This window comes from Halomonas sp. MMH1-48 (assembly GCF_022348105.1).
In the GTDB taxonomy this organism is placed as follows: domain Bacteria; phylum Pseudomonadota; class Gammaproteobacteria; order Pseudomonadales; family Halomonadaceae; genus Vreelandella; species Vreelandella piezotolerans.
The window spans coordinates 272,482-299,078 of sequence record NZ_JAKRFL010000001.1; the positions used below are offsets into that span (position 1 = coordinate 272,482).

The following is a 26,597-nucleotide window of genomic DNA, read 5'->3' on the forward strand; positions in this document are numbered from 1 at the left end:
GGGCGCACACATGGCTTACTCGACCTTACTCATCGAAGCAGGCGTGGCGCGGCTCACCTTAAACCGCCCAGAGGTGCATAACGCCTTTGACGACAGCCTGATTGCCGAACTCAACGCACACCTGGAAAAGCTGCATGACTTGGCAAGCTCAGGTGACGTTCGGGTGATGGTGCTCGGTTCCGAAGGCAAAAGCTTCTCCGCAGGCGCTGATCTGAATTGGATGAAGCGCATGGTCGATTACGACCTGGAAGATAACCTCGCCGACTCCCGCAAGCTGTCGGCGCTGATGCACGGGCTCGACACTCTGCCCTGCCCGACCGTTTGCCGCGTACAGGGGGCGGCGTTTGGCGGTGCGGTGGGCTTGGCCGCCTGCTGCGATATCGTCATCGCTTCCAAGAAGGCCAAGTTCTGCCTCTCGGAGGTCAAGATTGGCCTGTCGCCAGCGGTGATCAGCCCCTACGTGCAACGCGCGCTTGGCCCGCGCCAGACGCGCCGCTACGCGCTGAGCGCGGAAATCATGGATGCCCCCACTGCGCTCGCCCTGGGGTTAGCCCACCAAGTGGTAGACCCCGACGCCTTGGATAGCGCCATGGACGCGATGATCGACACGCTGCTGCAGGGCTCTCCCCAAGCGCAGCGGGCAACGAAAGCGCTGCTGGCCGCCGTGGCCCAAGCACCGGATAGCGACGCCACCCGTGAGCACACCTGCCAGGTGATTGCCAAGCTGCGAGTGAGCGACGAGGGCCAAGAGGGCCTCGCCAGCTTTTTCGACAAGCGCCGCCCCGCCTGGACGTCCCCCGAAGAACACAAACACGCTGCGGAGCCACGCTCATGACGTTGACCCCAACCAAATTCGACACGCTGCTGGTGGCTAACCGCGGCGAAATCGCCTGCCGCGTGATGCGTACCGCCCGGCGTATGGGCTTGAAGACCGTCGCCGTTTACTCCGATGCGGACGCCAGCGCCCGCCACGTGCGTGACGCCGATGAAGCCGTGCGCCTCGGCCCTGCCGCCGCCCGGGAAAGCTATCTGAACGTTGACGCGGTGATTGAGGCCGCCCAACGCACCGGTACCGGCGCCATTCACCCGGGCTACGGCTTCCTCTCCGAGAACGGCACCTTCGTCAAAGCGTTGGAGCAAGCGGGCATTACCTTCGTCGGCCCGCCAGCTTCTGCGATTGCCGCCATGGGCGACAAATCTGCCGCCAAAGCGCGCATGGCGAATGCGGGCGTGCCGCTGGTGCCCGGCTACCATGGCGACGACCAGGACGATGCACTACTGCGTTCCGAGGCCGATAAGATCGGCTATCCGGTGATGCTCAAAGCCAGTGCCGGTGGCGGTGGTAAAGGCATGCGCGTCGTCGAAAGCGGCGAGGGCTTCAAAGCGGCGCTGGATGGCTGCCGCCGGGAATCGAAAGCCGCGTTTGGCGATGACCGCATGCTGATCGAAAAGTATCTGGTACAGCCTCGCCATGTGGAAGTACAAGTGTTCTGCGACCGCTACAGCAACGGCGTCTACCTCTTCGAGCGGGACTGCAGCGTGCAGCGCCGCCATCAAAAAGTGATCGAGGAAGCGCCCGCCCCGGGCATGACACCTGAACTGCGCGCCGCCATGGGCGACGCCGCCGTTCGCGCCGCCAAAGAGATTGGCTACGTGGGCGCGGGCACGGTGGAGTTCCTGCTAGACGCCGACGGCTCGTTCTACTTCATGGAGATGAACACCCGCCTACAGGTCGAACACCCGGTCACCGAGATGATTACCGGCCAAGACCTGGTGGAGTGGCAGCTAAGAGTCGCCATGGGCGAGCCGCTGCCCTGCCGACAAGAGGAACTGACCATTACCGGCCACAGTTTCGAAGCACGCCTTTACGCCGAAGACCCGAAGCAGGATTTCCTACCCGCCACCGGTCTGCTGACCCGCTTTGCGCTGGACTTGGAAGGTGCCGGGCTAGGCGCGGATCAAGTACGCCTGGACAGCGGCGTAGAGAGCGGCGATACGGTGTCGATGCACTACGACCCGATGCTCGCCAAGCTCATCGTTCACGGCGTGGATCGCGACGCGGCGCTGGCAACGCTCAATCGCGCGCTGGCCGCCCTGGACGTGCAGGGTGTGGTGACCAATCGCGCCTTCCTGCAGCGCTTGGCCAACCACCCGGGCTTCAAGAACGTCGAGCTGGATACGCGATTCATCGAACGCAACGAAGCCACCCTGTTTGCTCCGCGACAGTTCTCCACGGAAGACTACGCCAGCGCCGCACTGATTGGCCTGCACCAGCTCGCCCAAGAGTGCGAAAGCGACTCCCCCTGGGACCGCCACGACGGTTTCCGGCTGAATGCGCCGCATACCATCCGCATCGCACTGTGTGACCCGTCGAGTGCCCAAGCGCCGGATAGCGACCCTACCGTCGTGGTCGTCGAAGGAAAGCGCGCGCCCCTGGAGGCTCAGTGGCAGCTCACCATTGGCGACAGTACGCTGAGCGCCAGTCTACAACCGCTTGACGGCGACGCCGTCGCCGTCACGCTCGACGGCCACCGCCGTCGTTTGCAGGCGCGCAAAGACGACCACGTCGTCGTAATGGCCGAACCTAGCGGCGAAACCCGCCTGTTCTGGCGACGCATCGATGCCATCGATCACGGGCACCACGAAACGGAATCCACCCTCACCGCCCCCATGCACGGCACCGTAGTGGCACTGCTGGTGGAACCCGGTGTATCCGTAGAGAAAGGCATGCCGCTGATGGTGATGGAGGCTATGAAAATGGAGCACACCATGACCGCTCCCGCCGATGGCAGCGTCGAGACGTTCCACTTCCAAGCAGGCGATACCGTCGGCCAGGGCGATGTGCTACTCGACTTTGCCCCCAGCGAATAGGAGCCGAACATGACACTGCCTACGTCTATCAAGCTATTCGAAATGTCCCCCCGCGACGGGCTGCAAAACGAACCGGGCACCCTGGTGCCCACCGGCACCAAAATCGAGCTGATCGAGCGGCTGGCGAAGGCGGGCATTCGTCATATTGAAGCGGCCAGTTTCGTGTCGCCCAAGTGGGTACCGCAAATGGGCGATGCCACCGAGGTCATGCACGGTATCCAGCGCCAGTCCGGCGTGGTGTATTCGGCGCTAACGCCTAACCTCAAAGGGCTCGAGAGCGCCCTGGCGGTAGGCGTCGAGGAAGTCGCGGTGTTCGGCGCCGCGTCGGAAGCGTTCTCACAGAAGAACATCAACTGCTCGATTGCCGACTCTTTAGCGCGCTTCGAACCGGTGCTTGCCCGCGCCAACGAGGCAGGCATTCGCGTGCGCGGCTACGTCTCCTGCGTGCTGGGCTGTCCTTATGAGGGGCACATCGCCCCCGAAAAAGTCGCGGAAGTGGCCAAGGCGCTTTATGAGATGGGCTGCTACGAGATTTCGCTGGGCGATACGATAGGCGTAGGCACGCCGCTGGCCGCCAAGCGAATGATCGACGCGACCCGCCAGCAGGTACCGATCGAGAAGCTGGCCGCCCACTTCCACGATACCTACGGGATGGCCATCGCCAACCTATATGCCGTGATGGAAGAAGGCGTCAGCGTCATCGATGCCGCCACGGCGGGCTTGGGCGGCTGCCCCTACGCCAAGGGAGCGTCGGGCAACGTGGCCACCGAAGACGTCCTCTATTTACTCGAAGGATTAGGCATCGAGACGGGGATCGATCTTCAGGCGGTGATCGACACCGGCGATTGGATCACGCGGCAGTTGGGGCGCCAGCCCAGCGCCAAAGTTGCGCTGGCGCTGGGCAGCGCACGCACTACCTAATAATTAGAAACGCATCACTTCCCGTTCAGACAAGAAAAACATATCGGAGAGATCGATCATGGTATCACCTGCACCCGCTTCTAGCCGTTTGCCCAGCTACACCAGCAGCACGGCCGACAAGCCGCTTCTGGGCATGACCATTGGCGACAAGTTCGACCAAATTGCCGCTCAATACCCCGATAACGACGCGCTGATTGCGCTACACCAAAACATTCACTGGAGCTACCGCGAGCTACAGCAGGAAGTGAACCGCTGCGCGCGGGCGCTGCTGGCGCTGGGTGTCAAAAAAGGCGACCGCGTGGGCATTTGGGCCCCCAACTGTAGCGAATGGACGCTGACCCAGTTCGCTACCGCCAAAATCGGTGCGATCCTGGTCAACATCAATCCTTCCTATCGCACCCATGAGCTGGAGTACGCGCTCAATCAGTCTGGCGCGCGCTTTTTAGTCACCGCCCACCGGTTCAAAACGTCCGATTACACCTCGATGCTGTTCGAGCTGGCGCCCGAGCTAAGCAGCTGCGCCGAAGGCCAGCTCCAGTCGCAGACACTCCCGCAACTGGAGTGCATCATCAACCTGAGTGCCGACAAGCACAGCGGTATGTGGCGCTGGTCAGACTTCATCGCCGAAGCCGACAACGTGAGCCAAACCGACGTGGACGACCTGCAGGCGACGCTGCAGTTCGATGACCCGATCAATATCCAGTACACCTCGGGCACCACCGGCTTTCCCAAAGGCGCTACGCTTTCGCACCACAACATTCTCAACAACGGCTTTTTCGTGGCGGAGAGCATGGGCTTCACCAGCGAAGACCGCTTGGTGATTCCCGTACCGCTCTACCACTGTTTCGGCATGGTGATGGGTAACCTGGGCTGCATGACCCACGGCGCCGCGATGATCTATCCCGATGAAGGCTTCGACCCGGGTAAAGTGCTGAACGCCGTTCACGAGCAGAAAGCCACCGCGCTCTACGGCGTGCCCACCATGTTCATCGCCGAGCTAGAACACCCGGATTTCGCTAGCACCGATTTTTCGACGCTGCGCACCGGCATCATGGCGGGTTCCATTTGCCCGGCGGAGATCATGAAGCAGGTCATCGACAAGATGAACATGAAGGGCGTGCAAATCGCCTACGGCATGACCGAAACCAGCCCGGTCTCCACGCAAACCGGCGCTAACGACAGCATCGACAAACGTGTTTCCACCGTGGGCCGCACCCAGCCCCACCTGGAAACCAAAATCGTTGACCCCGGCAACGGCGGTATTCTGCCCCGTGGCGAAATCGGTGAGCTGTGTACCCGGGGCTATAGCGTGATGCTGAAGTACTGGAACAACGACAAAGCCACTGCCGAGGCCATCGATGAAGCGGGCTGGATGCACACCGGCGACTTGGCCACCATGGATGACGAGGGCTACATCCAGATCGTCGGGCGCATCAAAGACATGGTGATACGCGGCGGCGAGAACGTCTACCCGAAAGAGATCGAGGAGTTCTTGTACGCACACCCAGCCATTTCAGAAGTACAGGTCACCGGCGTACCGGACAAAAAGTATGGCGAAGAGCTGATTGCCTGGGTGAAGCTCAGCGCCACCGCGGGCGAGATTACTGGTGAAGAGCTGCGCGACTACTGCAAAGGAAAAATCACCCACTTCAAGATCCCGCGCTACTTCAAGTTCGTGGATGAGTTTCCAATGACCGTGACCGGCAAAATACAGAAGTTCAAGATGCGCGAAATTTCGATCAAAGAACTGGGGCTCGATGAAAAGTAGCAGGCGATCCCAGCTACCCTGAGCGCGGGGCTTTCGACAGTGATGACGAAAGCCCCGTTTTGGCGGCTCTGCCCATTAGCCGTCGACCCAACGCGAGACGTCCCATGCCCCATCCCCTAGCTGACCATTATCACCAAGGGCTGCGCGACCAGGATATTCTCCGCCAACTGCGCGCCCACTACCCCGAGGGCCCCACCCTGCACCAGCTCGCCCCGCTGGATCAGCTGCATATTGGGGGTATCGCGGCGTCTGCCCGGCTATTGGGGCTGCTCGATCAGAGCGCCTCACAGGTGTTGGATATGGGTGCCGGGCTGGGAGGGTTAATGCGCCAAGGTGCCGCGCTGGGCTTACATATCACTGGGCTGGATATTACCCACCGCTTCAGCGCCCTTAACGACGCTATCAGCCAATTAGCCGCCAAACCGTCGGCTCCCCTTTCATCAGCAGGCACGCTGCGCTGTGTGACGGGCGATGCCCGCGCGCTGCCGTTTAGGGATGCCTGCTTCGATGCGGTGCTGTTTCAACACAGTCTGATGAACATGCCTGCCCCCCACCGCGTGCTGGCCGAGTGTCGCCGCGTGCTGCGCCCCGGCGGGCAGCTGGTGATGCATGAGGTGGTCAGCGGCCCTCACTGCGAGGCACTGCGTTTTCCGGTGCCCTGGGCAGAAGAGCCGACACACTCGCATTTGCTGACGTTGGCGGCATTGACACAGCGACTGCAAACGGCGGGCTTCGATATTCGACACTGCGAAGACTGGAGCGACACGGCACTTGAATGGCGCCAGCGCCAGCGGCAAAAAGAGCAGGCAGCGCATGCCGCTGTGCTTTCGCCGCAGTGGGTGTTCGGTGAGAGGTTTGTGCAGATGGGAAAAAATTTGCTAGAAAATTTGGCCAACGGCGCAATTAACGTGGTGGAAATCAGCGCCCGTTGCTAGGCTGTTAGGGATAACGTCAACGAGAAAGGACAAGAGGAACGCCAATGAACCGCTTGGCAAGCACCCTGCTCTTGAGTCTGTTCGGCATGCTCCTACCCCTAGAAGCCACCTTGGCCGATGATGACGCTCCTGCTCTCTCCTATGCAGCCCCCAATAGCGAATGGATGCGCCTCGATAACGGCGTGGTGTTGGAAGGCAGCGATCTCAGCAGCTTGGACAGCTACACCTCTGGTTTTCGGCTCACCGCTGGCTTCAGCCCCTGGCAGCTTCCCCAGCTAGACATTGGCGCTGAAATCGCCTACCGCGAAAGCGATGAAGTCCCTCTCGCCTCCAGTGCCAATCCGGTCATCATGGATACGTTAAGCCTGGGTGGCGCCATCGTCGCCGGCATTCGTATGGGTGCTTTCAGCATTTACGCCAAATCGGGCCTCACCGAGTGGCGCGGCGACACCGACCAGCCCATCGAGGAAGAGGGCGGCACTGCCCTACTGCAAGGGTTTGGTGCCACCATGACCGTTAACCGTCTCATCAGCCGTTTGGAGTACGAGCGTATCGATGCACCCTCGCTCAGCCACCTCAATATGCTTAGCGCATCGCTGCATCTACCGTTTTAAACGACATTACCCTGCCTAGGCATTTCTCGCCGGAGCCCCTGACTGCTCGCGGTTCTGAGCGGGGGCCGTCCAAACCGGCACTTCCTCCTGTTGCGGCGGCTGCCACTCCTGATGCATCGCTGAGTTCAGCGCCTCTTCCAGCTTCATGAAGAGTTCGCCATAGCGCGGGCTGAAGCTGATGCCTTCGTCGATCTCTTTCCAGGCTTCGAACAGTTCGTCGGCATGGGCATCTTCGTTTTGCACGAATGCCCAGGTCATCTGTTTGGCGCGCATGGGGTGAACACCCATGGCAGTAAGCGCATGACCGCCGAGCTCCAGCGCCGAGTGGTAGGTTTCGCTGATCACGTCGTCGGCTCCGGCCTCGCGTAGCTGGTAGCCGTGGCCCCGGTCGAAGGCGCGGGCCAGCACCCATACATTGGGGTAGAACTGTTTGACGTGCTTGACGATACCCACTGCACGCTCACGGTCGTCGATGGCAACCACCAGCAAGCGCGCGTGCTCGATACCGGCGGTTTCCAGCAGATCCGAGCGGCTTGCATCGCCAAAATAGCTCTTGATACGGATATTGCGCAGGTTCTCGATCTGCTCGATTTCATGATCCAGCGCCACGATGGGAATGTTATTGGCCCGCAGCAGACGGCAGATGATCTGCCCAAAGCGCCCCACGCCCGCCACGATGACCGGCGCCTGCTCTTCGATGGTGTCGGCCTCCCGGGGGTCATTTTTGGCGGTTTGATAGCGCGGCAGCACCAAGCGGTCATAGGCGATAAACAGCAGCGGCGTTAAGAACATCGACAGCGCCACCACCAGCGAGAGCACCTGAGAGAGCGCTACCGGAATCACGCTGTTCTGCACGCTGTAGGTCAGCAGCACGAAGCCGAATTCCCCCGCTTGAGCAAGACTCAACGTGAACAGCCAGCCGTTGCTGCCGCGTACTTTGAACAGCAGCGCCAGCGCCAGCAGTATGGCCGCTTTCACGACGATGACCGCTAACCCAAGCCCCAGCACCGTGATCCACTCCGCCGCCAGCACGTCAAAGTTAATCCCTGCGCCCACGGTAATGAAGAAAAGCCCCAGCAGCAGCCCTTTGAACGGCTCGATGTTGGCTTCAATTTCGTGCTTGAACTCGCTATTGGCCAGAACGATACCGGCCAGAAACGCCCCCAAAGCAGGCGATAGGTTTACCAGGCTCATTAAGGCGGCAATACCAATCACCAGCATCAACGCCGAGGCGGTAAACACTTCCCGCAGTCCGGACCCAATCACGTAGCGAAACAGCAGCGGCCCCAAGTAGTAACCGCCGACAATCACACCGCCAATGGCGGCGACGACTACGAGAGCATGCGCCCAGGCGGGCAAATGCGCCACTAGGCTTAGTCCCGCATGTCCGTGGTCGTCGCCGGGGGCGCCCATCAATTCGGGCAGCGCCAGCAAGGGGATGAGCGCCAGCATGGGAATGACGGCAATGTCCTGGAACAGCAGCACCGAAAAGGCGCTGCGGCCGCCCTCGGTTTTGGAAAGGCCCTTTTCGTTCAGGGTTTGCAGCACGATGGCGGTGGAGGAAAGCGCAAAAATCAGCCCCACGGCTAACGCGGTTTGCCAAACGAGCCCAAGCCACCAGGCAATCGCAGCGCCTGCCGCTGCGGTCAGCACCACCTGCAAACCGCCCAGGCCTAGAAGGCGCACCCGCATGGCCCATAAGCCTTTTGGATCTAGCTCCATACCGACTAAAAACAGCATCATGACCACGCCGAATTCGGCAAAGTGCTGAATGATAGTGGTCTCCTGGCCGACCAGCCCGAGCACCGGGCCAATCACCACCCCAGCCACCAAATAGCCCAACACCGAGCCGAGCCCGAACCGCTTGGCCAGCGGCACGGCAATCACCGCCGCCACTAAATAGATGAATGCTTGAATAAAATAGCCGGTCATGACGATTCCTTAACGTTGCTGCGACTTGACTTCCCTGAGCAATCAGTTAACGTACTAGTACGCTAGTACATGAGTAACCACTCGGTGTCATGATGTCCTTACACGATACGTTTCAAGCTGACTTGGTGCGCCACCTGCTTGCGATCGACACGCCCGACGCCATGGACGAAGCACTAGCCAGCCTGCTAACGCCAGCAGAGTACCAAGAAATCAGCAAACGCCTACAGATTTTTAAGCTGCTGCGGGAAGGCGTGCCCCATCGCAAAATCGCTGAAACCCTGGGCGTGGGTATTGCGACCGTGTCACGCGGATCACGCGCGCTGACGATGTTAGCCTCTTCACGGAATGAACACCTATGAGCACCACCGATACGGGCGCTGCGGCAGGCCCACAGCCGTTCACACTGCCACGTAAGCCCCACTACGTCACGCTGGCGGCAGACTGCGACTTCTTTGCCCTGTTTCAGAAAATCGAGCGGCGCTTCGATACCTGCTACATGCTGGAGTCGCTGGGCGAAGATAGCCACATGGCGCGCCACTCGATCATTGGCTTCGACCCCGAGTACACGCTCTATGCCAATGGCAACACACTGACCATCGAAAGCCGCGACGGCGATGCCAACCACTACCCCAGCGACAACCCCTACGAACTACTGCGCAGTCTCATTCCGCAAAACATCATTTCTCGTAAATACGCGGGAGGGTTGAGCGGCTACCTGGGCTACGACGCCATGCAGTACTTCGAGCCGTCGCTGACGCTAAAAGCCAGCGACGACTTCGATACGTTCCGCTTTGGGCTGTACAAAGACGGCCTGATTCTCGACAAGATGACCGGAGAAGTCACTTACTTCTACTACGACAATAGCCGTTACGCGTTTCTGCAGACGCTGATCGACGCCGACGACGAGCCAGCAGGCCCGCTGCGCATTACCGCGCTGGGCGACACCATGAGTAAGGCCGAGCACGCCAAGGCCGTGGCCAAGGTGAAGCAGGACATCATCGACGGCAAGGTTTTCCAGTGCGAAGTGGGCTTCAAGAAACGCTTTCGGATTCAGGGCGATACTCTAGCACTGTATGACCAGTTACGCACCATCAACCCCTCACCGCAGATGTATTACGTGAAGTTTGGCGAGCAGAAGCTGATTGGCGCGAGCCCCGAACTGCTGTTCCGCCTGCGCCAGGGCGAGATGGAGACGTTCCCGCTGGCGGGTACCACCCTGCGCGGCCAAACGCCCCAGGAGGATACCCAGCTTGCCCGCGCGCTGCTCAACGACCCCAAAGAGATCGCCGAGCACAATATGATCGTGGACCTGCACCGCAACGATATTGGCCGAGTGGCGCAGTTTGGTACGGTCAAAGTGCGCAGCCTGATGGATATCAAGCGCTTCAGCCACGTACAGCACATTTCGAGCGAGATCGTCGGCATTATTGCCGAGAGCGAAGATATGTTTACCGCGCTGGCCAGCAACTTCCCGGCAGGCACGCTCACCGGTGCGCCCAAAATCGAGGCGATGAAAATCATCGACGACCTGGAAACCGACGGGCGCGGCCCCTACGGCGGCGCGGTGGGCCAGTTCTCCTTCAACGGCGACTGCACCTTTGCGATCCCCATTCGCACGGTGTTCGTCAACGGCGAGCACGCCTACGTGCAAACCTGCGGCGGCAACGTGTATGACAGCAACGCCGACGATGAATACGAGGAGATTCGTCGCAAATTTGCCGGCACCCGCAAGGCCCTGGCCCCCTTTATGGACGATATGGAAACGGAGAGCCCCGCATGAAGGTGCTGATCATCGATAACTACGACTCCTTCACCTATAACCTGTACCAGTTCATTGGGGAGATTCTGACGACTGAAAAGAATCGCGGCGAGCTGCCTCACTTCGAGATCGTGGTGAAGCGCAACAATCAGGTCGATTTCAAGGCGATTGAAGCCATGGCACCGAACCGCATCATTATCTCGCCTGGCCCCGGCTCACCGGATGACCCTCGCTATTTTGGCGTATGCGCCGAAGTCATCGAAAAGCTGGGCAAAACGACGCCACTACTGGGCGTCTGTTTGGGCATGCAGGGCATCGTTCATGTGTTTGGCGGCAAAGTAATCAAAGCACCGCTGCCGATGCACGGCAAAATCAGCCCCATCCATCACAATAATCGCTCGGTGTTCAAAGGCGTGCCTGACCAGCTCGAGGTGATGCGTTACCACTCGCTGATTGCCGATGCGGCAACGCTGCCGGAGTGCCTGGAAGTCACTGCCACGGTGGGTGAGCTGACCGCCGCGCAGTTTGCCGAGCGAAGCCATTGGCAGTCGGCGGGTGAATTCGAGCTGATGGGCGTGAAGCACCGCGACTACCCCATTCACGGCATTCAGTTTCACCCAGAGTCGTTTGCCACCGAAGGCGGCAAAGAGTTAATTGCCAACTTTCTATTTTCTGACCACTACTGACGAATTCCGCCTTGTATCTGCAGGTGCCTGCCCTTTAGCGGCCTTTGCCCTCATCGCCCAGCGTGAAGGAGGGCGGGTCGCTGGCGGGAAAGGTGTCATCGGCGGCGGCGTCCAGGTCGCTCTCCGACCACACCGTTTCCGTGTTATCCGCCGTATATGCCTTGAAATCCTTCAATAAGCACCACTGCCCCTGGCTCTTGGCCAACGACTCTGGTTTCACCCAAAAGTGGCGTCCGTAGGGTGTACGTATCTCGGCATTTTGGCGCTCACTAATGTTGACCACCTGCCCAACTAACAAGCCGTGGTGATCGACTATTTTTGCGTCTTTCAAAGTATCGTCTGCCATCCTAGCGTCCTCTTCGTATTCCTGATCCGGGCACTCTTCAACGTAGTGGCTCTATGCAAACGCCCGCAAGCCGCGCGGACAACTTTAGCTTTTAGCAAGCCAACGCGGGGCGATTAACGCTTTCCCCGTGCGCGGGGTGGCTTGCCACCGGCAGGCTTACCGCTTGGGCGACCACCCTTCACTGAGCCCTTACCCACCCCCTTCGCCACCGGATTACCGCCGGGCCTACCCTTACCTTTCGCAGCTGGTTTGCCAGCGGGTTTTCCTTTGGCACTCGGTTTACCGGGCACGGCCCCTTTGGCCTTGGCGTCTTTACGTGTTTTGTTACCCGCCTTGGCACCGGAGGAAGCGCGCTTGGACACCGGCTTTTTCTCCTTCGTGCTACTCCTACCGCCGCTGTAGTTGGGCCTGGCTGGCTTTTTCTTCTCGGACGCTTTCTTCTCCGGCGCGACGGCTGAGGTTTCGGTGAGGGCGAGGATCGTCTCGATCTCTTTAGGCGTCAAATCACGCCAATCCCCCAGCGCCAGCCCTTTCAGCGACACGTTCATGATGCGGGTGCGTACCAACTGCGTCACCTCATAGCCAAAGTATTCGCACATTCGGCGAATTTGTCGGTTGAGGCCCTGCACTAGCGTGATATTGAAAACGAACGTGGACTCTTTGACCACTCGACACTTTTTGGTCATCTGCCCCAGAATCGGTACGCCGCCCTGCATACCCGTAATGAACTCATCGGTGATCGGCTTATTCACCGTTACCACGTACTCTTTTTCGTGGTTGTTGTTAGCGCGCAGGATCTTATTGACCAAGTCGCCGTTGTTGGTGAGAAAAATCAGCCCTTGAGAATCTTTATCCAAGCGGCCGATCGGAAAAATGCGTGTGCCGTGCTTCACGAAATCAACGATGTTGTCCTTTTCTGCCGACTCCGTGGTGCTCACGATACCCACCGGTTTGTTCAAGGCGATGAGAACGAGGTCCTCTTCCTCTTGCGGCTCGATCTCCTGGCCATTGACCTTTACCCGGTCTCCTGGGACCACTTGATCACCGGTGGTGGCGCGGCGTCCGTTGATCCACACATTGCCCTGCTCGACAAAGCGGTCGGCTTCGCGGCGGGAGCAGAGGCCACTTTCGCTGATGTATTTATTGATACGGATCGATGTTCGTAACGACATAAAACGCCATGTAGCTTAAATAAACGTTAAAAAGAGGAGCCGGGCTGCTGGAGAAATTCGATCTCTTCTGGGGTAGAGGGTCTACCCAACAGTGCATTGCGATGCGGGTAGCGCCCAAAGCGGTCAATGATGGCCTTGTGACGTTTTTCGAAATCCAGGTTGTTTTCAAGCCCCGCCTGATCGAACAACTGCAGAGCCACCGTGTGAATCGCCGCCGACTCGCTGTGCATATAGGGCATATAGAGAAAACTGCGCTCCACCGCCGAGAGTGTCTGGTCAGCCCCATTGGCCACTGCTTCCTGGGCAAGCCCAAGCGCAAGCGCGTCGTTGGCAAAGGCTCGCGCCTCGTTGCGGTAAATGTTGCGTGAGAACTGATCCAGCACGATGATCTCCGCTAGCCGACCCTGAGCCGTGCGACGCCACTCGAAACACTCGCATGCAGCCGCCCGCGCCAGCACGTCGCTGAATCGTTCGGCTATCTGGCGATCCATGTTGTCGTCTTTTTTAAACCACTGTGCGGGCGTCAGTTCCTGAAACCAGAAGGCCAATACAGCCTGAGCGTCTACAGTCATGTCCCTGTCTCCAACGCTGAACGTAAAGAAAAGCGCCGCCACCTAGCGGTAGCGGCGCAGGTAGGCAGCTATTAGCTTAGCCCGTGTTACGCAGGCCAGCCGCAATGCCAGCCATGGTGACCATCAGTGCGCGGGAGAGATCTGGGCTAATCGCCCCATCGGCATCGCGGTTACGCTGCAAAAGCTCCGCTTGGAGGCCATGCAGCGGGTCGATGTAGGGGTTGCGTACATCGATCGCTTGACGGATCAGCGGCGTGTTCTCCAACAGTTTTTCCTGCTGCAGAATATCCAGCACGACATCTTCCAGACGTTCGAAGCGTTCGCGGAGTTTCTTGCCCAGCGCTTTCAGCGAGGGCTCGTCCACCAAGCGGTGCTCGTAGTAAGCGGCAATGGCGACATCAGCCTTGGCCAGCAGCATTTCCAACATGTCGAGATAAGTGCCGAAGAACGGCCATTGGGTGCGCATTTCTTGCAACACTTCGCGGCCGCCGGGCTGCTCCACGCGTCGGGAAAAAGCCTCACCGCTGCCCAACCAAGCGGGTAACATTAGGCGGATCTGTGTCCAGGCGAAAATCCATGGGATGGCACGCAGCGTTTCCACCCCGCCGTCCTGGCGACGCTTGGTAGGTCGCGAACCAAGCGGCAGCCTGCCCAGCGCCCCCTCCGGCGTCACCGCACGGAAATAGGGCACGAAATCGGGATCTTCGCGAACCACGCCAACGTAAGCAGCATGAGCAACACTGGCCAGCTGATCCATCTCTTCGCGCCAGTGCGGCTCGGGTGCCGGAGGTGGCAGTAGAGTGGCTTCCAGCACTGCACAGGCATAAATTTCCATGGAGCGCAGGGCGATATCCGGCTGGCCGAACTTAAAGCGAATCATCTCGCCCTGCTCGGTCACGCGTAGGCTGCCGTTCACGGAGCCCGGCGGCTGGGAGAGAATCGCCGCATGGGCCGGGCCGCCCCCGCGGCCCACGGTGCCGCCGCGGCCGTGGAACAGCGTCAGATCAACACCGTGCTTGTCGCACACGTTGACCAGCGCTTCCTGGGCACGGTATTGCGCCCAGGCAGCGGCCAATTGCCCCGCATCTTTGGCGGAGTCCGAGTAGCCGATCATCACCTCTTGACGGTCTTTAGCCAACGTGCGATAGCCCGGCAATGCCAGTAGTTTGTCGATCACATCGCCCGCGTGGTCCAGGTCGTTCAAGGTTTCGAACAGCGGTGCAATGGGCAACGAAACTTGCCCCCCCACTTCCTTCATCAGCAGCGCCACGGTGAGCACATCGGATGGTTCGGCGGCCATCGAGATAATGTAGGTGCCGAGCGCTTCTGCATGCTCCTGGGCGATCACCTTGAAGGTGTCAATGACCTCACGGGACTCCGCCGAACACTCCCAGCGACGCGGGATCAGCGGACGACGGGAGTCAAGCTCCGCTAGTAAAAACTCCTGGCGCTGGGTTTCGCTCCACTCCTGATAATGACCTAGCCCCAGGGAACTGGTGAGTTCTTCCATCACTTGGGCGTGGCGGCTGGCTTCCTGACGAAGGTCAAGCTTGGTCAGCGTTACACCGAACACGGCCACGCGGCGCAGTGTATCCAACAGCGCGCCGTTGGCGATGGTATCCAGCCCCACGTCGCAGAGCGAGCGATAGCAGGCCAGCAGCGGCGCATAAATCTGGTCGCGGGTCTCGATGATCGGCCCGCCGTCATAGTTACGGCCATCGAGCTGCGCTTTCGCCCAGTCGCGGGTGGCCTCCATTTTGGTGAGCAGCCGTTTCAAAAGCTCGCGGTAAGGCTCCGCCACGTCGCCCACTTCGGCTTTGAGGGCGCTGTTGGCTTTCCACATGGAGAGCTCGGTCTTGAGCTGTTCCAAATCACGCAAGTAGAGGTCCGCCGCCATCCAGCGGCCTAGCAGCAGCACTTCCTGGGTCACTTTGGCGGTGACATTCGGATTGCCGTCACGGTCGCCGCCCATCCAGGAAGCGTAGCGGATCGGCGCGGCATCCAGCGGCAGGCGTTCGCCTGCGGTGTCCAGCAGCAGGTTATCCAGGTCGCGATGAAAATCCGGCACGGCCTGCCACAGTGAGTTCTCGATGACGGCAAAGCCCCACTTCGCTTCGTCTACTGGCGTGGGGCGTTCGTGGCGAATCTCGTCGGTATGCCACGCCTGGCTGATCAGCTCTTCCAAGCGGCCTTGGGCGCGGGCACCGCGCTCGGGGTAATCCTCGGAGCTTTCGATCGCAGTCAAGCACTCATCGATCGCATCGTATTTTTGGATCAGCGTACGACGGATGACCTCGGTGGGGTGCGCTGTCAGTACGAGCTCGACACGCATATTAGCCAGGGTTTCCACCAGCTTGCGGGGCGAGTTACCGGCCTGCTGAGCGCGCCCCAAGAGCTCCCCTAGCGCGGGCTGCGAACCGGGTTTGTAATCCTCCACCCGACGGAACCGTGCCCGGTAGTGCTGCTCGGCGATATTGGCCAAATTCAAGAACTGGTTGAATGCGCGGGTCACCGGGAGCAGGTCCCGCTCGGGTAGCTGACGCAAATACTCGATGAGCTGGCGCTGTTGAAGCGAGTCGCCCTGGCGACCGCGCTTGGCGTGGGCACGAATGGTTTCAATCTTATCGACAAACGACTGGCCTAAGTCATCGGCGATGGTACGCCCAAGACTGTCCCCCAGAATACGCACGTTATCGCGCAGTGATTCGTGTAGATCATGACTCATTGGCGTGGCCTCCTTGCGGGGTCGCGTTGATAGGTTGTGACATTAGCGTTGTTCTTGTGCTTTCGCGGCTTGCCAGTGACTTTCCATCTCATCCAGCGAGGCCTCGTTCAGAGGGCGCTCTGATTCAGCAAGCGCGCGCTCGACAAAACGAAAGCGACGTTCGAATTTTGCGTTGGTACGGCGCAAGCACTGTTCGGGATCGGTACCCAACGTGCGCGCCAAATTGGTGACGGCAAATAGCAGGTCGCCGACCTCTTCCTGGGCGTGCTGTCGATCCCCCGCCGCCAGCGCCTCTTCGACCTCCTCCAGTTCCTCGCGAATTTTGGCCAGTACTCCCTCGGCATTCGGCCAATCAAAGCCTACGCGGGCGGCCCGCTTCGAGAGCTTGGCGGCGCGGCTTAACGCAGGCAGCGTTCGGGGCACATCGTCCAGCACCGAAGGAGGTTGCGTAGCACGCTCGGCGCGTTCGTCGGCTTTGAGCGCTTCCCAGCGGCTATTCACCTGCTGGGTCTTTACTTCATCGGCACTCACGCCGGTCGGGCGGCGTGACGCCAGCGTGCCGTCTGGGAACACATGGGGATGACGGCGCAGCATCTTGGCGGTCAGCGTATCGACGATATCGTGAAAATCGAAGCGCTGCTCTTCTGCGCCAAATTGGGCGTAGTAGACCACTTGAAAAAGCAGGTCGCCGAGCTCGCCGGGCAGTTCGTCGAAGGCGCGACGCTCGATGGCGTCGGCCACTTCGTAAGCCTCTTCCAGCGTGTGGGGCACGATGCTGTCCCAATCCTGCTTGATGTCCCATGGACAGCCCTGCTCCCGATCGCGCAGCACGGCCATTAGGGTGAGCAAATCCTCCAGGGTATGACGCATCAGGCCCCTCCTTTACGGGCACTTTTCTCGGGATCGGCGTTACGCAAACGGCGCACTTCGGTGACATTGGGCAGTTGTTGGATACGTGAAAAGAGTCTGCCGAGCGACTCCAGCCCGTCCACTTCCAGGGTAATCCGCAGTCGGGCGATGCCCTCGTCGGTATCCGTGAGCGTGTTGACCGCTAGCACATTGACCTTTTCATTACCCAAGAGACCGGTCACATCGCGCAGCAGGCCGGAGCGGTCCCAGGCTTGAATCTCGATGGTCACCGGGTAGCGGGTGTGCGCCCGCTCGCCCCACTCCACCTCGATAATGCGCTGGGGCTCTTCCATGCGCAATTGGAGAATATTGGTGCAGTCCTGGCGGTGCACGGTGACGCCACGCCCCTGGGTAATGAAGCCAACGATCGGCTCGCCGGGCACCGGGCGGCAGCAGTTGGCCATGCTGGTTTTCAGGTTGCCCACGCCCAGCACGGTGATGTCGCTTTGGGTCGCCTTGCTGGGCTGGCGGCGGGGTTTGGCTAGCAGGCGATCGAGCTGCTCTTGGTCGTCGGTTTCACCAAACAGTTGCTGCGCCTGATGCAGCACTTGACCGATACGTAGGTCGCCCGCGCCCAACGCCGCGTACATGTCGTCGGCATTTTGGTAGTTGACAGCTTTGGCGAGCTTGGCCAGATCCAGCCCTTCCACATCCAGACGCCGCATTTCGCGCTCAAAGAGCGTGCGCCCTTCGTCCAAATTCTGGTCACGGGCCTGATGCTTGAACCACGCTTGAATCTTGGCACGCGCTCGCGACGTGCGTACATAGCCAAGACTGGGATTGAGCCAATCGCGGCTGGGGCCACCTTTGGTGGCGGTCAAAATCTCGATCTGCTGGCCCGTCTTGAGTTTGTAGGTCAGAGGCACGATACGCCCATTGACCTTGGCTCCCCGGCAAAGATGGCCAATCTCGGTGTGAACCCGATAAGCAAAGTCGATGGGTGTCGCGATACGCGGTAGGTCGATGACGTGCCCATCTGGCGTGAACACGTAAATGCGGTCGGGGGCAACATCGCTGGAGAGCCCTTCGCGCAGGTCGCCAAACCCTCCCACTTCGTCCTGCCACTCCAATACTTGGCGCAGCCAAGCGATCTTATCCTCGTAACTGCGACTTTTAGCGTTGGTGTCGTGGCCTTTATAGCGCCAGTGGGCACACACGCCCAGCTCGGCTTCATCGTGCATGGAGAAGGTGCGAATCTGTATTTCCAGCACCTTGTTATCCGGCCCCATGACGGCCGTATGCAGCGATTGATAGCCGTTTTTCTTGGGGTTGGCGATATAGTCGTCGAACTCGTTGGGCACATGGTGCCAGCGAGAGTGGACGATACCCAGTACGGTGTAGCAGTCGGTGACTTCAGGCACCAAAATACGCACGGCGCGTACGTCGTGTACCTGGGAAAAATCGATCCGCTTGCGCTTCATTTTGCGCCAAATGGAGTAGATATGCTTAGCTCGCCCGCTCACGTCGTAGCGGTGAATATGCTGAGCCTCCATCAAGCCTTTAAGGGTTTCCACCACGTCGTGAATGTATCGGTCGCGATCCAAGCGCTTTTCCGCCAAGAGTTTGGCGATGGCCTTGTAATCCTCTTCATGTAGATAACGGAACGACAGGTCTTCAAGCTCCCACTTGATCTGACCAATGCCCAGTCGGTGAGCCAGCGGCGCATAGATATCGGCCACTTCCCGCGCAACTTGCAGGCATTTCTCACGGGGCGCATCTTTGACTTGACGTAGCGCACAGGTACGCTCGGCAATTTTGATCAGCGCAACGCGTACGTCACCGACCATGTTCACCAGCATTTTGCGCAGGTTTTCCTGCTGGTTGTGCTGGCTCATGCCATGGTTAGGTGCCAATGGGTAGCTGATGGCGGCCATTTGCAGCACACCGTCGATCAGCTTGGCGACCTCCTCTCCAAAGCGCTTGCTGACACCTTCTAAACTCAACAACCCTTCCCGCACGGCGCGGTAGAGAACGGCGGCTTCCAGCGTGGCCTGATCGAGTTTGAGATCGGCGAGGATATCCGCCATCTCGAGGCCCATACGGAAGCTAGAGCCCGGCGATAGCCACACGCGATGCGTACGCGGTGCTTCTCGCTCCAACTGCTCGGCCAGCTCACAGGCTTCCAATAAGCGTTCGGGTTCGCGTAGGCGCACATCTTCTTGAAGGCGCGTTAACCATTGTTGTATGTCCACCTTTCCGCTTTCTGTCAGCGGTTGGTCTTCACGCACTTTCACCATGACGTTCACTCATCCTTTCTGGGTGACGGCCTCCACACCGCCGCCACCAATGCTTGCTGCAAAGGGCAGACTAGCCCGCGTATTCAAACAGCATCAGCGTTTCCATGTGGGCAGTGTGCAGAAACATATCCGCGACGGCGACGTGCTCGACGCGATAACCTGCATGCACAAGGTGTGCCGCATCCCTGGCCAGCGTAGCCGGATCGCAGGAAACATAGGCAATTTTCGCTACTTTTCGACGCCCTAGCGCTTGGCATACGGCTTCAGCACCGCTGCGCGGCGGGTCGAGTACCACCGCATCGACCGGGTGTTCATCAAGCAGCGCCTTGACTGCCGTCGACTCATTGAGATCCGCCTGCTGGGCACTCACAACCAGTCGATTCAGCTCTGCATTGGCTTTCAAGCGCTCGACCATGGCGGCGCTTCCCTCTACGGCATGCACGCTGGCTCCTGCAGCGGCTATCGGCAGGCTGAAGTTCCCTATCCCGGCAAACAGGTCGAGCAGCCGCCCTCCTTGTCCAGGCGCCAACCATGCTATCACCTGCGCCACCATCTTTTGGTTGACTTCGGCATTTACTTGTAAAAAATCGCCGGGGGCAAACGTCAGCACCAGTTCGTCAGCGGTCTGTGAGTCAGTCACGCCCAATGCGCTCAATGAATAGCGCTCTTCTAGTGCAGGTGCCTCACCATACCAGTGCAGCGAGGGTGACTCCCGGCCCAGCCATATGCCAAAACGCACGTGGTGTTGATCTGCAAAGGATTGCCAGCGCCCCCTATCTTGAGGCTGATCTTTGAGCTGTCGCACCAGCACTACCGTGGCCTTAGGGGTCGAGAGCAATTCGATATGGCCGATGGAGCGCGGTGCATCCAACTCGATAAGCAGCTGTTTTAACGGGTCTAGTAGCGCCTGTAGCGACGGCACCAACACATGGCAGTGTTCGATATCGACCAACCGATGGCTATTGGCTGCTCTAAATCCCAGGCGCACGTTACCCTGACCATCGACCTTGACGCCTAGACGAGCCCGTCGGCGATAGTGTTCGGACTGCCCGTTAATGGGCGTCACTGCCGATAGCCTCACGCCTTGACGGGCCATCAGTTCACTGACGACCTCACGCTTATGGGCACGCTGTGCATCGAGCGCTAGGTGCTGCAAATCACATCCGCCACAGTGGCCGAAATGCGCGCACGGCGGCTCTACACGCTGGGGAGAGCGGGTTACTAACGTTTTGACGTGCGCTTCGTCGAAGCGCTTGCGCGTGACATGTACCGCCACCTCGACCTGCTCTCCAGGCAGCGCCCGATCGACGAACACGGTTTTACCGTCCGGGTGATGGGCCACGCCACGCCCATCATGGGCCAAACGCTCGATCGACAGCGGCGCGCCGACATCGATGCCGATAGACTGCTTGGTCGGCACGCCGTTGCTGTAAGGTTGGCGGGCCAACCCAGAGTGGCCCGAGGCGGGCCGTGGTGGCCGCCGCTTACCCAACATAGCCATCTATACCTCCGGGGCGAACAGGCCCGTGGAGAGATAGCGATCGCCACGGTCACACACAATGAACACGATGACCGCATTTTCGGTTTGCTCGGCAATACGCAGGGCGCCTGCCAAGCTGCCACCCGATGACACGCCCGCCAAAATGCCCTCTTCACGGGCCAAACGGCGCATGTGTGTCTCGGCTTCCTGCTGACTGATATCGAGTGTGATATCCACCCGCGGCGCTTCGAATATGGCGGGCAGATACTCCTGTGGCCAGCGGCGGATGCCTGGAATACTGGCCCCATCGGCGGGCTGTAAACCGACGATTTGAATCGCACTATTCTGCTCTTTCAGGTAGCGCGACACGCCCATGATCGTTCCGGTGGTTCCCATTGAACTCACGAAGTGGGTTACCTCTCCGCCCGTTTGCCGCCACACTTCCGGCCCGGTGGTACGGTAATGCGCCAGCGGGTTATCCGGGTTGGCAAACTGGTTCAGTGGTTTGCCTTCTCCCCGGGCGATCATGGCGTCAGCGATGTCCCGCGCTTCTTCCATACCGCCCTCTTTACTGGCCGTGATCAGCTTGGCGCCGTAAGCGGCCATGGCCTGCTTGCGCTCGGCGGAGGCGTTTTCCGGCATGACCAACGTCATGTTGTACCCTTTGATGGCCGCTGCCATAGCAAGTGCAATGCCGGTATTTCCAGAGGTCGCTTCGATGAGCGTATCTCCCGGCGAGATCTCACCGCGGGCTTCGGCTTCGCTGAGCATGGAAAGCGCCGGGCGGTCTTTGACCGAGCCGGCCGGGTTATTCCCCTCCAGCTTGGCCAATAGCGTGTTGTTCTTTCCAGCACTGATGCGCTTAAGGCGCACCAAGGGCGTATTGCCCACCACCTCTTCGAGCGTGGGATAATTCATCGGACACTCCTTATCGTAACCGTTATGCTGCATTATATCGGTGCTGCCTGTGAGTGGACAGGCAACCTTCCAGATTCGACGAGCTTCTTTCATGTCATTAAATACGCGCCTGCTGTTCGCTCTGCTTGGTTTCCCTCTGCTGGTCTATGCCGTCATGGCCGTTCTGCTGGTCCTGCAAAATGAACATACCGGTAGAAGCGTGCTCGAAGATCGGTTGACCAGCGCTGGAGAATTGTTAGCTCCCAGCCTTGGGGCTGCCATGGCCGATGGCGACTTGCCACGACTGGAAGCGTTGGCCCGTCAGTTGTTGGAGCACCGTGGTCTAAGAGCGGTGACACTGTTCGACGAGCAGGGCAACCGCTTGTTGGTACTGGGCCGTTCGATGCCGCCTCCGCCGCGCCTGAACGCGCCCGACGTGACCGTCATCGCCAAAGAGGAAGACACGTGGCGCCTACAGGTACCGATCACCAGTCAGGCAGTGGGCGGGACCAACCTTGTTACCAACGGCTGGTTGGAAGCCGAGATGGATATCCGCGCACTAACGCTCGAGCGCTACCGTTTGATCGCCAGCTTGAGCCTCGGTGGCATGCTGCTCGGCCTGCTGCTATTCCTGGCGGCCTTTGCCATCAGCCGCTACGCCAGCCGACCTATCGAAGAGGCCAACCAAGCCCTATATCGCTTGTCCCGTGGCGATTACAGCCTCGTGATGTCCCACGCCAAGCCCACCGAATTCAAGCAGCTAGCCAAACACATCAATCGACTGGCCGAGCATTTCCAACAGGCTCAACGAGATATGCAGAGTCAAATCGAGCAGGCGACCAGCGAGCTGCAAGAGTCGATGGAAACCATCGAAGAGCAGAACATCAAGCTAGACCTCGCCCACCGCAGCGCACTTCGGGCCAACGCGGTCAAATCCGAATTTCTAGCCAATATGAGCCATGAAATCCGCACGCCGCTCAATGGCATCGTGGGTTTCTGCCGCCTACTCGGGCGCTCTTCGCTGGATAGCCGTCAAAAAGAGTGGCTAGAACACGTTCGTCGCGCCTGCGACAACCTGCTCATGCTGGTGAACGATGTCTTGGACTTCTCCAAACTGGAAGCCGACCGGCTTACGCTGGAAGAGGTGGACGTCGATATCGTTGCTTTAGTGGATGAGATCATAGGCCTACATGCCCCGGAAGCGCAGCGCAAGCAGCTCCATTTGGTCGCCATGGTGTACGACGACGTGCCCACGCCGCTTTGTGGCGATCCGCTGCGCATTCATCAGGTGCTCAACAACTTGCTAGGCAATGCGATCAAGTTCACCACCGAGGGGGAGGTGATCGTTCGCGTGATGCTAGAGAACCAAGAGGGGCAGCATGTCGTGCTGCACATTAGCGTCAGCGATACGGGCATCGGGCTGAGCGAAGAGCATCAGCAGCAGCTCTTTAGTGCCTTCTCCCAGGCAGAGCCCAGCCATTCGCGTCAATTTGGCGGCACCGGTCTTGGGCTGACCATCTGCCGCCAACTCATTCAACGAATGGGCGGTGAAATCACCGTCGATAGTGAACTCGGCAAAGGCTCGACGTTCTCTTTCACTCTGCCGCTGTTGGCGCATCTTGCCGATGAACGCCCTCCAGAATTGACCCTGGATGGCCCGATCATTCGACTTCACGAGCCGCACCTTCCTACCCGCAACGTGCTCGAGCACCTGTTAGAGCGCTGGGGAGCGCGTCCTGTCTCGTTCATCGATGCAGGCAATGAGGCACTGCTGATTCTCTGCCTCTCGGCTGAGGATTTTAACGACGAGCGAAAAGGCTACTGGCAGTCGGTCATTGAGCAGACGCCTTGTCCGGTACTGGTGCTGGCCAATACCACCAGCTTCGATCTACCCACCTGGGAGCTTCCCCACGGTGGTGAGATGCTGTGCAAGCCATTTACCCGAGCGCAACTGGCCACCACGCTACGCCACCTCTTGCAGCCACAGGCACAGACAGCGCCCAGCGCCAACGTTTCTAAACCGCTACCGGCCCCGCGCTTGACGATTCTGATCGTCGACGATAATGCGCCCAATCGCGAGCTGCTCAAAGCGATGCTGGAGAGCGATACCCTGCAAATCGCACTCGCCGAGAGCGGCCATGAGGCGTTAGAGTTTGCCAAACATGCCACCGCTGACATGGTGCTCATGGACATTCGAATGCCCGGCATGGATGGCATTCAAACGACCCAAGCCTTGCGACGTATCAACAATAGCTGGGCACGCTGCCCCATCATTGCGGTGACGGCCCACGTGTTGAGCGCGGAACGCCAGCAGTGGCTGTCCGAGGGGTTGGACGACGTCATGGTCAAGCCCATCGACGATGTTCAGCTACAGCAGCTGCTCCAGCGCTTTTTAGGGGTGGCAGCCAAGCCTGCGTCGACAGAGCCCACTCGCGCCTTGCAAGCCCCTATCGAACCCTCAAGCTCGCTGCCTGCCGTCGACCTGACGCTGGGTGCCCGACTGGCCGGTGGCAAAGAAACGCTGGCCAAGCAGCAGTTGGTACGGCTCATCGATAGCCTGCCCGAAAGCGAGCGACACATCCGTCGTGCGTTTGCAGCGGAGGATTTGACGACACTACTGGATTGGGTACACGGCTTGAATGGCGCTAGCCGATATTGCGGTGCGCCGGAGCTTGCGCTACTGGTAGAAACATTGGAAACGCGGCTGCGCACCAGCGGACTGCGGCATGTGGAAACGCTGCTGGACGAGCTCTACACCGCCATGGAAAGACTCAGCCAGGAGCGCGCTGCGCTGGTCGAAAAGTGATGACCGACGTCATCGCTCCAGTAGGACAAAAGCAACGGCATAATCGGCTTCATCGCTTAAGGTAATGTGGGCGGCGGTGGCGCCGCTTTCGAGAAATCGGCGCTGCGCTTCACCGCTGAGCTTGAGGATCGGCTTACCCAGCGCATCGTTGAGCACCTGTATCTCGCCCCACTGCATGCCCTGGCGGAGCCCCAGCCCAAGCGCTTTAACGAAGGCCTCCTTGGCCGCAAAGCGTTTTGCCAAATAAGCCGTCGCCTGCCCCTTCGACTGCCATGCACGCTGCTCGTCTGGCCCTAAGATGCGCTGCGCAAAACGAGGACCGTGACGCGTCACGGCCTGACGAAAGCGTTCAACCCGAGCAATGTCCGAGCCAATTCCGACGATCATATCAATGGCTGCAGCAGTGGTGACCATTGCCGTGATCGTGGTCATGTTCGTGGGCGTCCAGGGCGGCCATCAAGCCCGCTTCCTGACCCGCGATGATCAAACGCTTCATCTCCTGAACGGCTTCCTTCAAACCAACGAAGAGTGCTCGGGCAATGATGGCATGACCGATATTGAGCTCGTTGACGCCGGGCAGTGCGGCAATCGCTTCCGCATTGTGGTAATGCAGACCGTGTCCGGCATTGACTACCAAGCCTAGTGAAACCGCGTACACCGCCGCCGCGCTAAGGCGATCATATTCGGCGTTGGCCTCGGCACTGCCCGGCTTGGCGTCGGCGTAAGCGCCAGTGTGTAGCTCGATGGTGGGCGCACCGGCACGATGGGCAGCATCGATCTGTGATTCGTCGGGGTCGATGAATAGCGACACGTCACACCCCGCCGCCGCTAAGCGCTGGCAGGCGCTAGCGATCTGCTCGAAGCCGCCAACCACATCCAGGCCGCCTTCGGTGGTGAGCTCTTCGCGCTTTTCAGGCACTAAACACACGTGTGCCGGGCGTACCTCTTCTGCCAGCGCCAGCATTTCTTCGGTGACGGCCATTTCCAGGTTCATGCGCGTATTGAGCACCTCGGCCAAGAGCCGCACGTCGCGGGGCTGAATATGGCGACGGTCTTCGCGCAAATGAACGGTAATGCCATCGGCTCCTGCCTCCTCGGCCAGCAGCGCTGCCTGCACCGGGTCGGGATAGCGTGTACCACGCGCCTGACGCAGCGTGGCGATATGATCGATGTTTACGCCGAGTAAAATCCGTGGGGGGTGCATGCAGAGACTCCAATCAATCAACAGCGATAGAACACTATCGCGATCAGTGGTAACGGTGGCTCAAGAGCGATGACGGCGGCGAGCCAAATCCAGCATCAATTCACGGGAACGCAGCGCGGTAGTTCCTAAGTGAGGAGCCAGCGCTGCCCGCATGACCGCTTTCAATGCATTGGCCAGGCCCGCTGGCTGCCAATCACCCTGTTCGATTAAGCGAAGGGTACGTCCTTCGATGCCTTGAGGTGCGGCAACGAACGCGCGAGTGTCGGCTTCGAAACGGTAGCGCTGATGTGGGTCCAGCGCACCTCCCTCTGGGGTGCTAAAGCGCGGCGTGGCCTCGAGCACGTCCAGAAGCGCCCATTCGTAGCGCCTGAGCGCCAGACCGCGCTCGGCGGGCACTGGCAGTGCCTCCAGCAGCGCGCTGTAAAAAGCAAACACTTCGGTCGCCGCGAGTTCAAGGGGCAGCAAGCGAGTGGCAATTTCGTTAGCGTACAGGCCACATAGCAGCCCCTCGCCGGCCAGCAACGCGGTGTGCCCACGCGACTCCATCAACGTCAGTCGCTTCAGCTCTCGTTCGCCGCGCCAGGAGACGAACAGCGGCGTAAAGGGTTGCAGCCGCTGACGAGATTTCGAGCCGGGCCGCTGCCCCCCGTGAGCTACCGCACGGATGCGGCCATGGTCGAGTGTCAATAGATCGACTAGCGCGCTGGTTTCACGGTAGGCACGGCGATGAAGCAAAAACGCAGGCTCGGCGGTCATGGAGCTA

General features: G+C 59.7%; 22 protein-coding genes. 10 read left to right on the forward strand and 12 right to left on the reverse strand.

Going from position 1 to position 26,597, the window contains the following annotated elements; genetic code table 11:
* Positions 1-10 precede the first annotated feature (10 nt).
* The 6 genes from MHM37_RS01305 to MHM37_RS01330 all read left to right on the forward strand — a co-directional run bounded on the left by MHM37_RS01305 (position 11) and on the right by MHM37_RS01330 (position 7,109).
* On the forward strand, positions 11-835 hold the full coding sequence (locus MHM37_RS01305; RefSeq protein ID WP_239295663.1) for an enoyl-CoA hydratase/isomerase family protein: 825 nt from the start codon (positions 11-13) through the stop codon (positions 833-835).
* The gene (locus MHM37_RS01310; protein ID WP_239295662.1) at positions 832-2,871 is read left to right on the forward strand and encodes an acetyl/propionyl/methylcrotonyl-CoA carboxylase subunit alpha; all 2,040 of its coding nucleotides are present in this window, start codon (positions 832-834) and stop codon (positions 2,869-2,871) included. Before MHM37_RS01305 ends, MHM37_RS01310 begins: the two co-directional genes overlap by 4 nt.
* Positions 2,872-2,880: 9 nt before the next feature.
* The gene (locus tag MHM37_RS01315) at positions 2,881-3,792 is read left to right on the forward strand and encodes a hydroxymethylglutaryl-CoA lyase (RefSeq protein WP_239295661.1); all 912 of its coding nucleotides are present in this window, start codon (positions 2,881-2,883) and stop codon (positions 3,790-3,792) included.
* 58 nt (positions 3,793-3,850) lie between these two features.
* Entirely contained in the window at positions 3,851-5,560 is a 1,710-nt protein-coding gene (locus MHM37_RS01320; RefSeq protein ID WP_239295660.1) for an AMP-binding protein, read from the forward strand.
* Between the two features lie 104 nt (positions 5,561-5,664).
* A complete protein-coding gene (locus MHM37_RS01325) occupies positions 5,665-6,495 on the forward strand; it encodes a class I SAM-dependent methyltransferase (RefSeq protein WP_239295659.1) in 831 nt (276 codons plus the stop codon).
* 44 nt (positions 6,496-6,539) lie between these two features.
* A complete protein-coding gene (locus tag MHM37_RS01330) occupies positions 6,540-7,109 on the forward strand; it encodes a hypothetical protein (RefSeq protein ID WP_139527302.1) in 570 nt (189 codons plus the stop codon).
* A gap of 15 nt (positions 7,110-7,124) precedes the next feature.
* Here the strand turns inward: MHM37_RS01330 and MHM37_RS01335 are convergent, their stop codons facing one another.
* Complete coding sequence (locus MHM37_RS01335) at positions 7,125-9,041, reverse strand: monovalent cation:proton antiporter-2 (CPA2) family protein (protein WP_239295658.1); 1,917 nt, start codon at positions 9,039-9,041, stop codon at positions 7,125-7,127.
* A 92-nt stretch (positions 9,042-9,133) separates the two neighbouring features.
* Here MHM37_RS01335 and MHM37_RS01340 point away from each other — a divergent pair, with 92 nt between their 5' ends.
* The 3 genes from MHM37_RS01340 to MHM37_RS01350 are packed head-to-tail and all read left to right on the forward strand — an operon-like array spanning position 9,134 to position 11,486.
* On the forward strand, positions 9,134-9,400 hold the full coding sequence (locus tag MHM37_RS01340; protein WP_139527300.1) for a Trp family transcriptional regulator: 267 nt from the start codon (positions 9,134-9,136) through the stop codon (positions 9,398-9,400).
* A complete protein-coding gene (locus MHM37_RS01345) occupies positions 9,397-10,821 on the forward strand; it encodes an anthranilate synthase component I family protein (RefSeq protein ID WP_239295657.1) in 1,425 nt (474 codons plus the stop codon). The genes MHM37_RS01340 and MHM37_RS01345 overlap by 4 nt, the downstream gene beginning before the upstream one ends.
* The gene (locus MHM37_RS01350; RefSeq protein ID WP_239295656.1) at positions 10,818-11,486 is read left to right on the forward strand and encodes an aminodeoxychorismate/anthranilate synthase component II; all 669 of its coding nucleotides are present in this window, start codon (positions 10,818-10,820) and stop codon (positions 11,484-11,486) included. Before MHM37_RS01345 ends, MHM37_RS01350 begins: the two co-directional genes overlap by 4 nt.
* 34 nt (positions 11,487-11,520) lie before the next feature.
* Here MHM37_RS01350 and MHM37_RS01355 read toward each other — a convergent pair whose 3' ends face one another.
* From MHM37_RS01355 to cysM, 8 genes are all read right to left on the reverse strand, one after another.
* Entirely contained in the window at positions 11,521-11,832 is a 312-nt protein-coding gene (locus tag MHM37_RS01355) for a hypothetical protein (RefSeq protein ID WP_139527297.1), read from the reverse strand.
* A gap of 113 nt (positions 11,833-11,945) precedes the next feature.
* Positions 11,946-13,004, reverse strand: coding sequence for a 23S rRNA pseudouridine(2604) synthase RluF (rluF, locus tag MHM37_RS01360; RefSeq protein ID WP_153843682.1), 1,059 nt, complete (start codon positions 13,002-13,004; stop codon positions 11,946-11,948).
* A 26-nt stretch (positions 13,005-13,030) separates the two neighbouring features.
* Positions 13,031-13,576 carry a DUF924 family protein gene (locus tag MHM37_RS01365; protein WP_139527295.1) on the reverse strand — a complete coding sequence of 182 codons (546 nt, stop codon included), beginning with the start codon at positions 13,574-13,576 and terminating at the stop codon, positions 13,031-13,033.
* Between the two features lie 76 nt (positions 13,577-13,652).
* Positions 13,653-16,301 (reverse strand): phosphoenolpyruvate carboxylase, encoded by a 2,649-nt coding sequence (gene ppc, locus MHM37_RS01370; protein WP_239295655.1) that lies wholly within the window; start codon positions 16,299-16,301, stop codon positions 13,653-13,655.
* 42 nt (positions 16,302-16,343) lie between these two features.
* The gene (gene mazG / locus MHM37_RS01375; protein ID WP_139527293.1) at positions 16,344-17,171 is read right to left on the reverse strand and encodes a nucleoside triphosphate pyrophosphohydrolase; all 828 of its coding nucleotides are present in this window, start codon (positions 17,169-17,171) and stop codon (positions 16,344-16,346) included.
* On the reverse strand, positions 17,171-19,447 hold the full coding sequence (relA, locus tag MHM37_RS01380; protein WP_139527292.1) for a GTP diphosphokinase: 2,277 nt from the start codon (positions 19,445-19,447) through the stop codon (positions 17,171-17,173). Before relA ends, mazG begins: the two co-directional genes overlap by 1 nt.
* 70 nt (positions 19,448-19,517) lie before the next feature.
* Entirely contained in the window at positions 19,518-20,948 is a 1,431-nt protein-coding gene (gene rlmD / locus MHM37_RS01385; RefSeq protein ID WP_239295654.1) for a 23S rRNA (uracil(1939)-C(5))-methyltransferase RlmD, read from the reverse strand.
* Complete coding sequence (gene cysM / locus MHM37_RS01390) at positions 20,949-21,845, reverse strand: cysteine synthase CysM (RefSeq protein WP_139527290.1); 897 nt, start codon at positions 21,843-21,845, stop codon at positions 20,949-20,951. It abuts the gene before it with no gap.
* Between the two features lie 91 nt (positions 21,846-21,936).
* Here cysM and MHM37_RS01395 point away from each other — a divergent pair, with 91 nt between their 5' ends.
* Positions 21,937-24,630, forward strand: coding sequence for an ATP-binding protein (locus MHM37_RS01395; RefSeq protein WP_239295653.1), 2,694 nt, complete (start codon positions 21,937-21,939; stop codon positions 24,628-24,630).
* A 9-nt stretch (positions 24,631-24,639) separates the two neighbouring features.
* Here MHM37_RS01395 and acpS read toward each other — a convergent pair whose 3' ends face one another.
* Genes acpS through recO form a run of 3 tightly spaced genes read right to left on the reverse strand, consistent with a single transcriptional unit; the run spans position 24,640 to position 26,590 of the window.
* Positions 24,640-25,017, reverse strand: a complete 378-nt coding sequence (acpS, locus tag MHM37_RS01400; RefSeq protein WP_239295771.1) for a holo-ACP synthase — start codon at positions 25,015-25,017, stop codon at positions 24,640-24,642.
* Between the two features lies 1 nt (position 25,018).
* The gene (gene pdxJ, locus MHM37_RS01405) at positions 25,019-25,834 is read right to left on the reverse strand and encodes a pyridoxine 5'-phosphate synthase (protein ID WP_239295652.1); all 816 of its coding nucleotides are present in this window, start codon (positions 25,832-25,834) and stop codon (positions 25,019-25,021) included.
* A gap of 60 nt (positions 25,835-25,894) precedes the next feature.
* Positions 25,895-26,590, reverse strand: a complete 696-nt coding sequence (gene recO, locus MHM37_RS01410; protein WP_139527287.1) for a DNA repair protein RecO — start codon at positions 26,588-26,590, stop codon at positions 25,895-25,897.
* Between the last annotated feature and the right edge of the window lie 7 nt (positions 26,591-26,597).

Excerpts from the sequence above, each read along its gene's own strand:
- MHM37_RS01305 (WP_239295663.1), top strand. The coding sequence starts at position 11 with ATGGCTTACTCGACCTTACTCATCGAAGCAGGCGTGGCGCGGCTCACC.
- MHM37_RS01310 (WP_239295662.1), top strand. The coding sequence starts at position 832 with ATGACGTTGACCCCAACCAAATTCGACACGCTGCTGGTGGCTAACCGC.
- MHM37_RS01315 (WP_239295661.1), top strand. The coding sequence starts at position 2,881 with ATGACACTGCCTACGTCTATCAAGCTATTCGAAATGTCCCCCCGCGAC.
- MHM37_RS01320 (WP_239295660.1), top strand. The coding sequence starts at position 3,851 with ATGGTATCACCTGCACCCGCTTCTAGCCGTTTGCCCAGCTACACCAGC.
- MHM37_RS01325 (WP_239295659.1), top strand. The coding sequence starts at position 5,665 with ATGCCCCATCCCCTAGCTGACCATTATCACCAAGGGCTGCGCGACCAG.
- MHM37_RS01330 (WP_139527302.1), top strand. The coding sequence starts at position 6,540 with ATGAACCGCTTGGCAAGCACCCTGCTCTTGAGTCTGTTCGGCATGCTC.
- MHM37_RS01335 (WP_239295658.1), bottom strand. The coding sequence starts at position 9,041 with ATGACCGGCTATTTTATTCAAGCATTCATCTATTTAGTGGCGGCGGTG.
- MHM37_RS01340 (WP_139527300.1), top strand. The coding sequence starts at position 9,134 with ATGTCCTTACACGATACGTTTCAAGCTGACTTGGTGCGCCACCTGCTT.
- MHM37_RS01345 (WP_239295657.1), top strand. The coding sequence starts at position 9,397 with ATGAGCACCACCGATACGGGCGCTGCGGCAGGCCCACAGCCGTTCACA.
- MHM37_RS01350 (WP_239295656.1), top strand. The coding sequence starts at position 10,818 with ATGAAGGTGCTGATCATCGATAACTACGACTCCTTCACCTATAACCTG.
- MHM37_RS01355 (WP_139527297.1), bottom strand. The coding sequence starts at position 11,832 with ATGGCAGACGATACTTTGAAAGACGCAAAAATAGTCGATCACCACGGC.
- rluF (WP_153843682.1), bottom strand. The coding sequence starts at position 13,004 with ATGTCGTTACGAACATCGATCCGTATCAATAAATACATCAGCGAAAGT.
- MHM37_RS01365 (WP_139527295.1), bottom strand. The coding sequence starts at position 13,576 with ATGACTGTAGACGCTCAGGCTGTATTGGCCTTCTGGTTTCAGGAACTG.
- ppc (WP_239295655.1), bottom strand. The coding sequence starts at position 16,301 with ATGAGTCATGATCTACACGAATCACTGCGCGATAACGTGCGTATTCTG.
- mazG (WP_139527293.1), bottom strand. The coding sequence starts at position 17,171 with ATGCGTCATACCCTGGAGGATTTGCTCACCCTAATGGCCGTGCTGCGC.
- relA (WP_139527292.1), bottom strand. The coding sequence starts at position 19,447 with ATGGTGAAAGTGCGTGAAGACCAACCGCTGACAGAAAGCGGAAAGGTG.
- rlmD (WP_239295654.1), bottom strand. The coding sequence starts at position 20,948 with ATGGCTATGTTGGGTAAGCGGCGGCCACCACGGCCCGCCTCGGGCCAC.
- cysM (WP_139527290.1), bottom strand. The coding sequence starts at position 21,845 with ATGAATTATCCCACGCTCGAAGAGGTGGTGGGCAATACGCCCTTGGTG.
- MHM37_RS01395 (WP_239295653.1), top strand. The coding sequence starts at position 21,937 with ATGTCATTAAATACGCGCCTGCTGTTCGCTCTGCTTGGTTTCCCTCTG.
- acpS (WP_239295771.1), bottom strand. The coding sequence starts at position 25,017 with ATGATCGTCGGAATTGGCTCGGACATTGCTCGGGTTGAACGCTTTCGT.
- pdxJ (WP_239295652.1), bottom strand. The coding sequence starts at position 25,834 with ATGCACCCCCCACGGATTTTACTCGGCGTAAACATCGATCATATCGCC.
- recO (WP_139527287.1), bottom strand. The coding sequence starts at position 26,590 with ATGACCGCCGAGCCTGCGTTTTTGCTTCATCGCCGTGCCTACCGTGAA.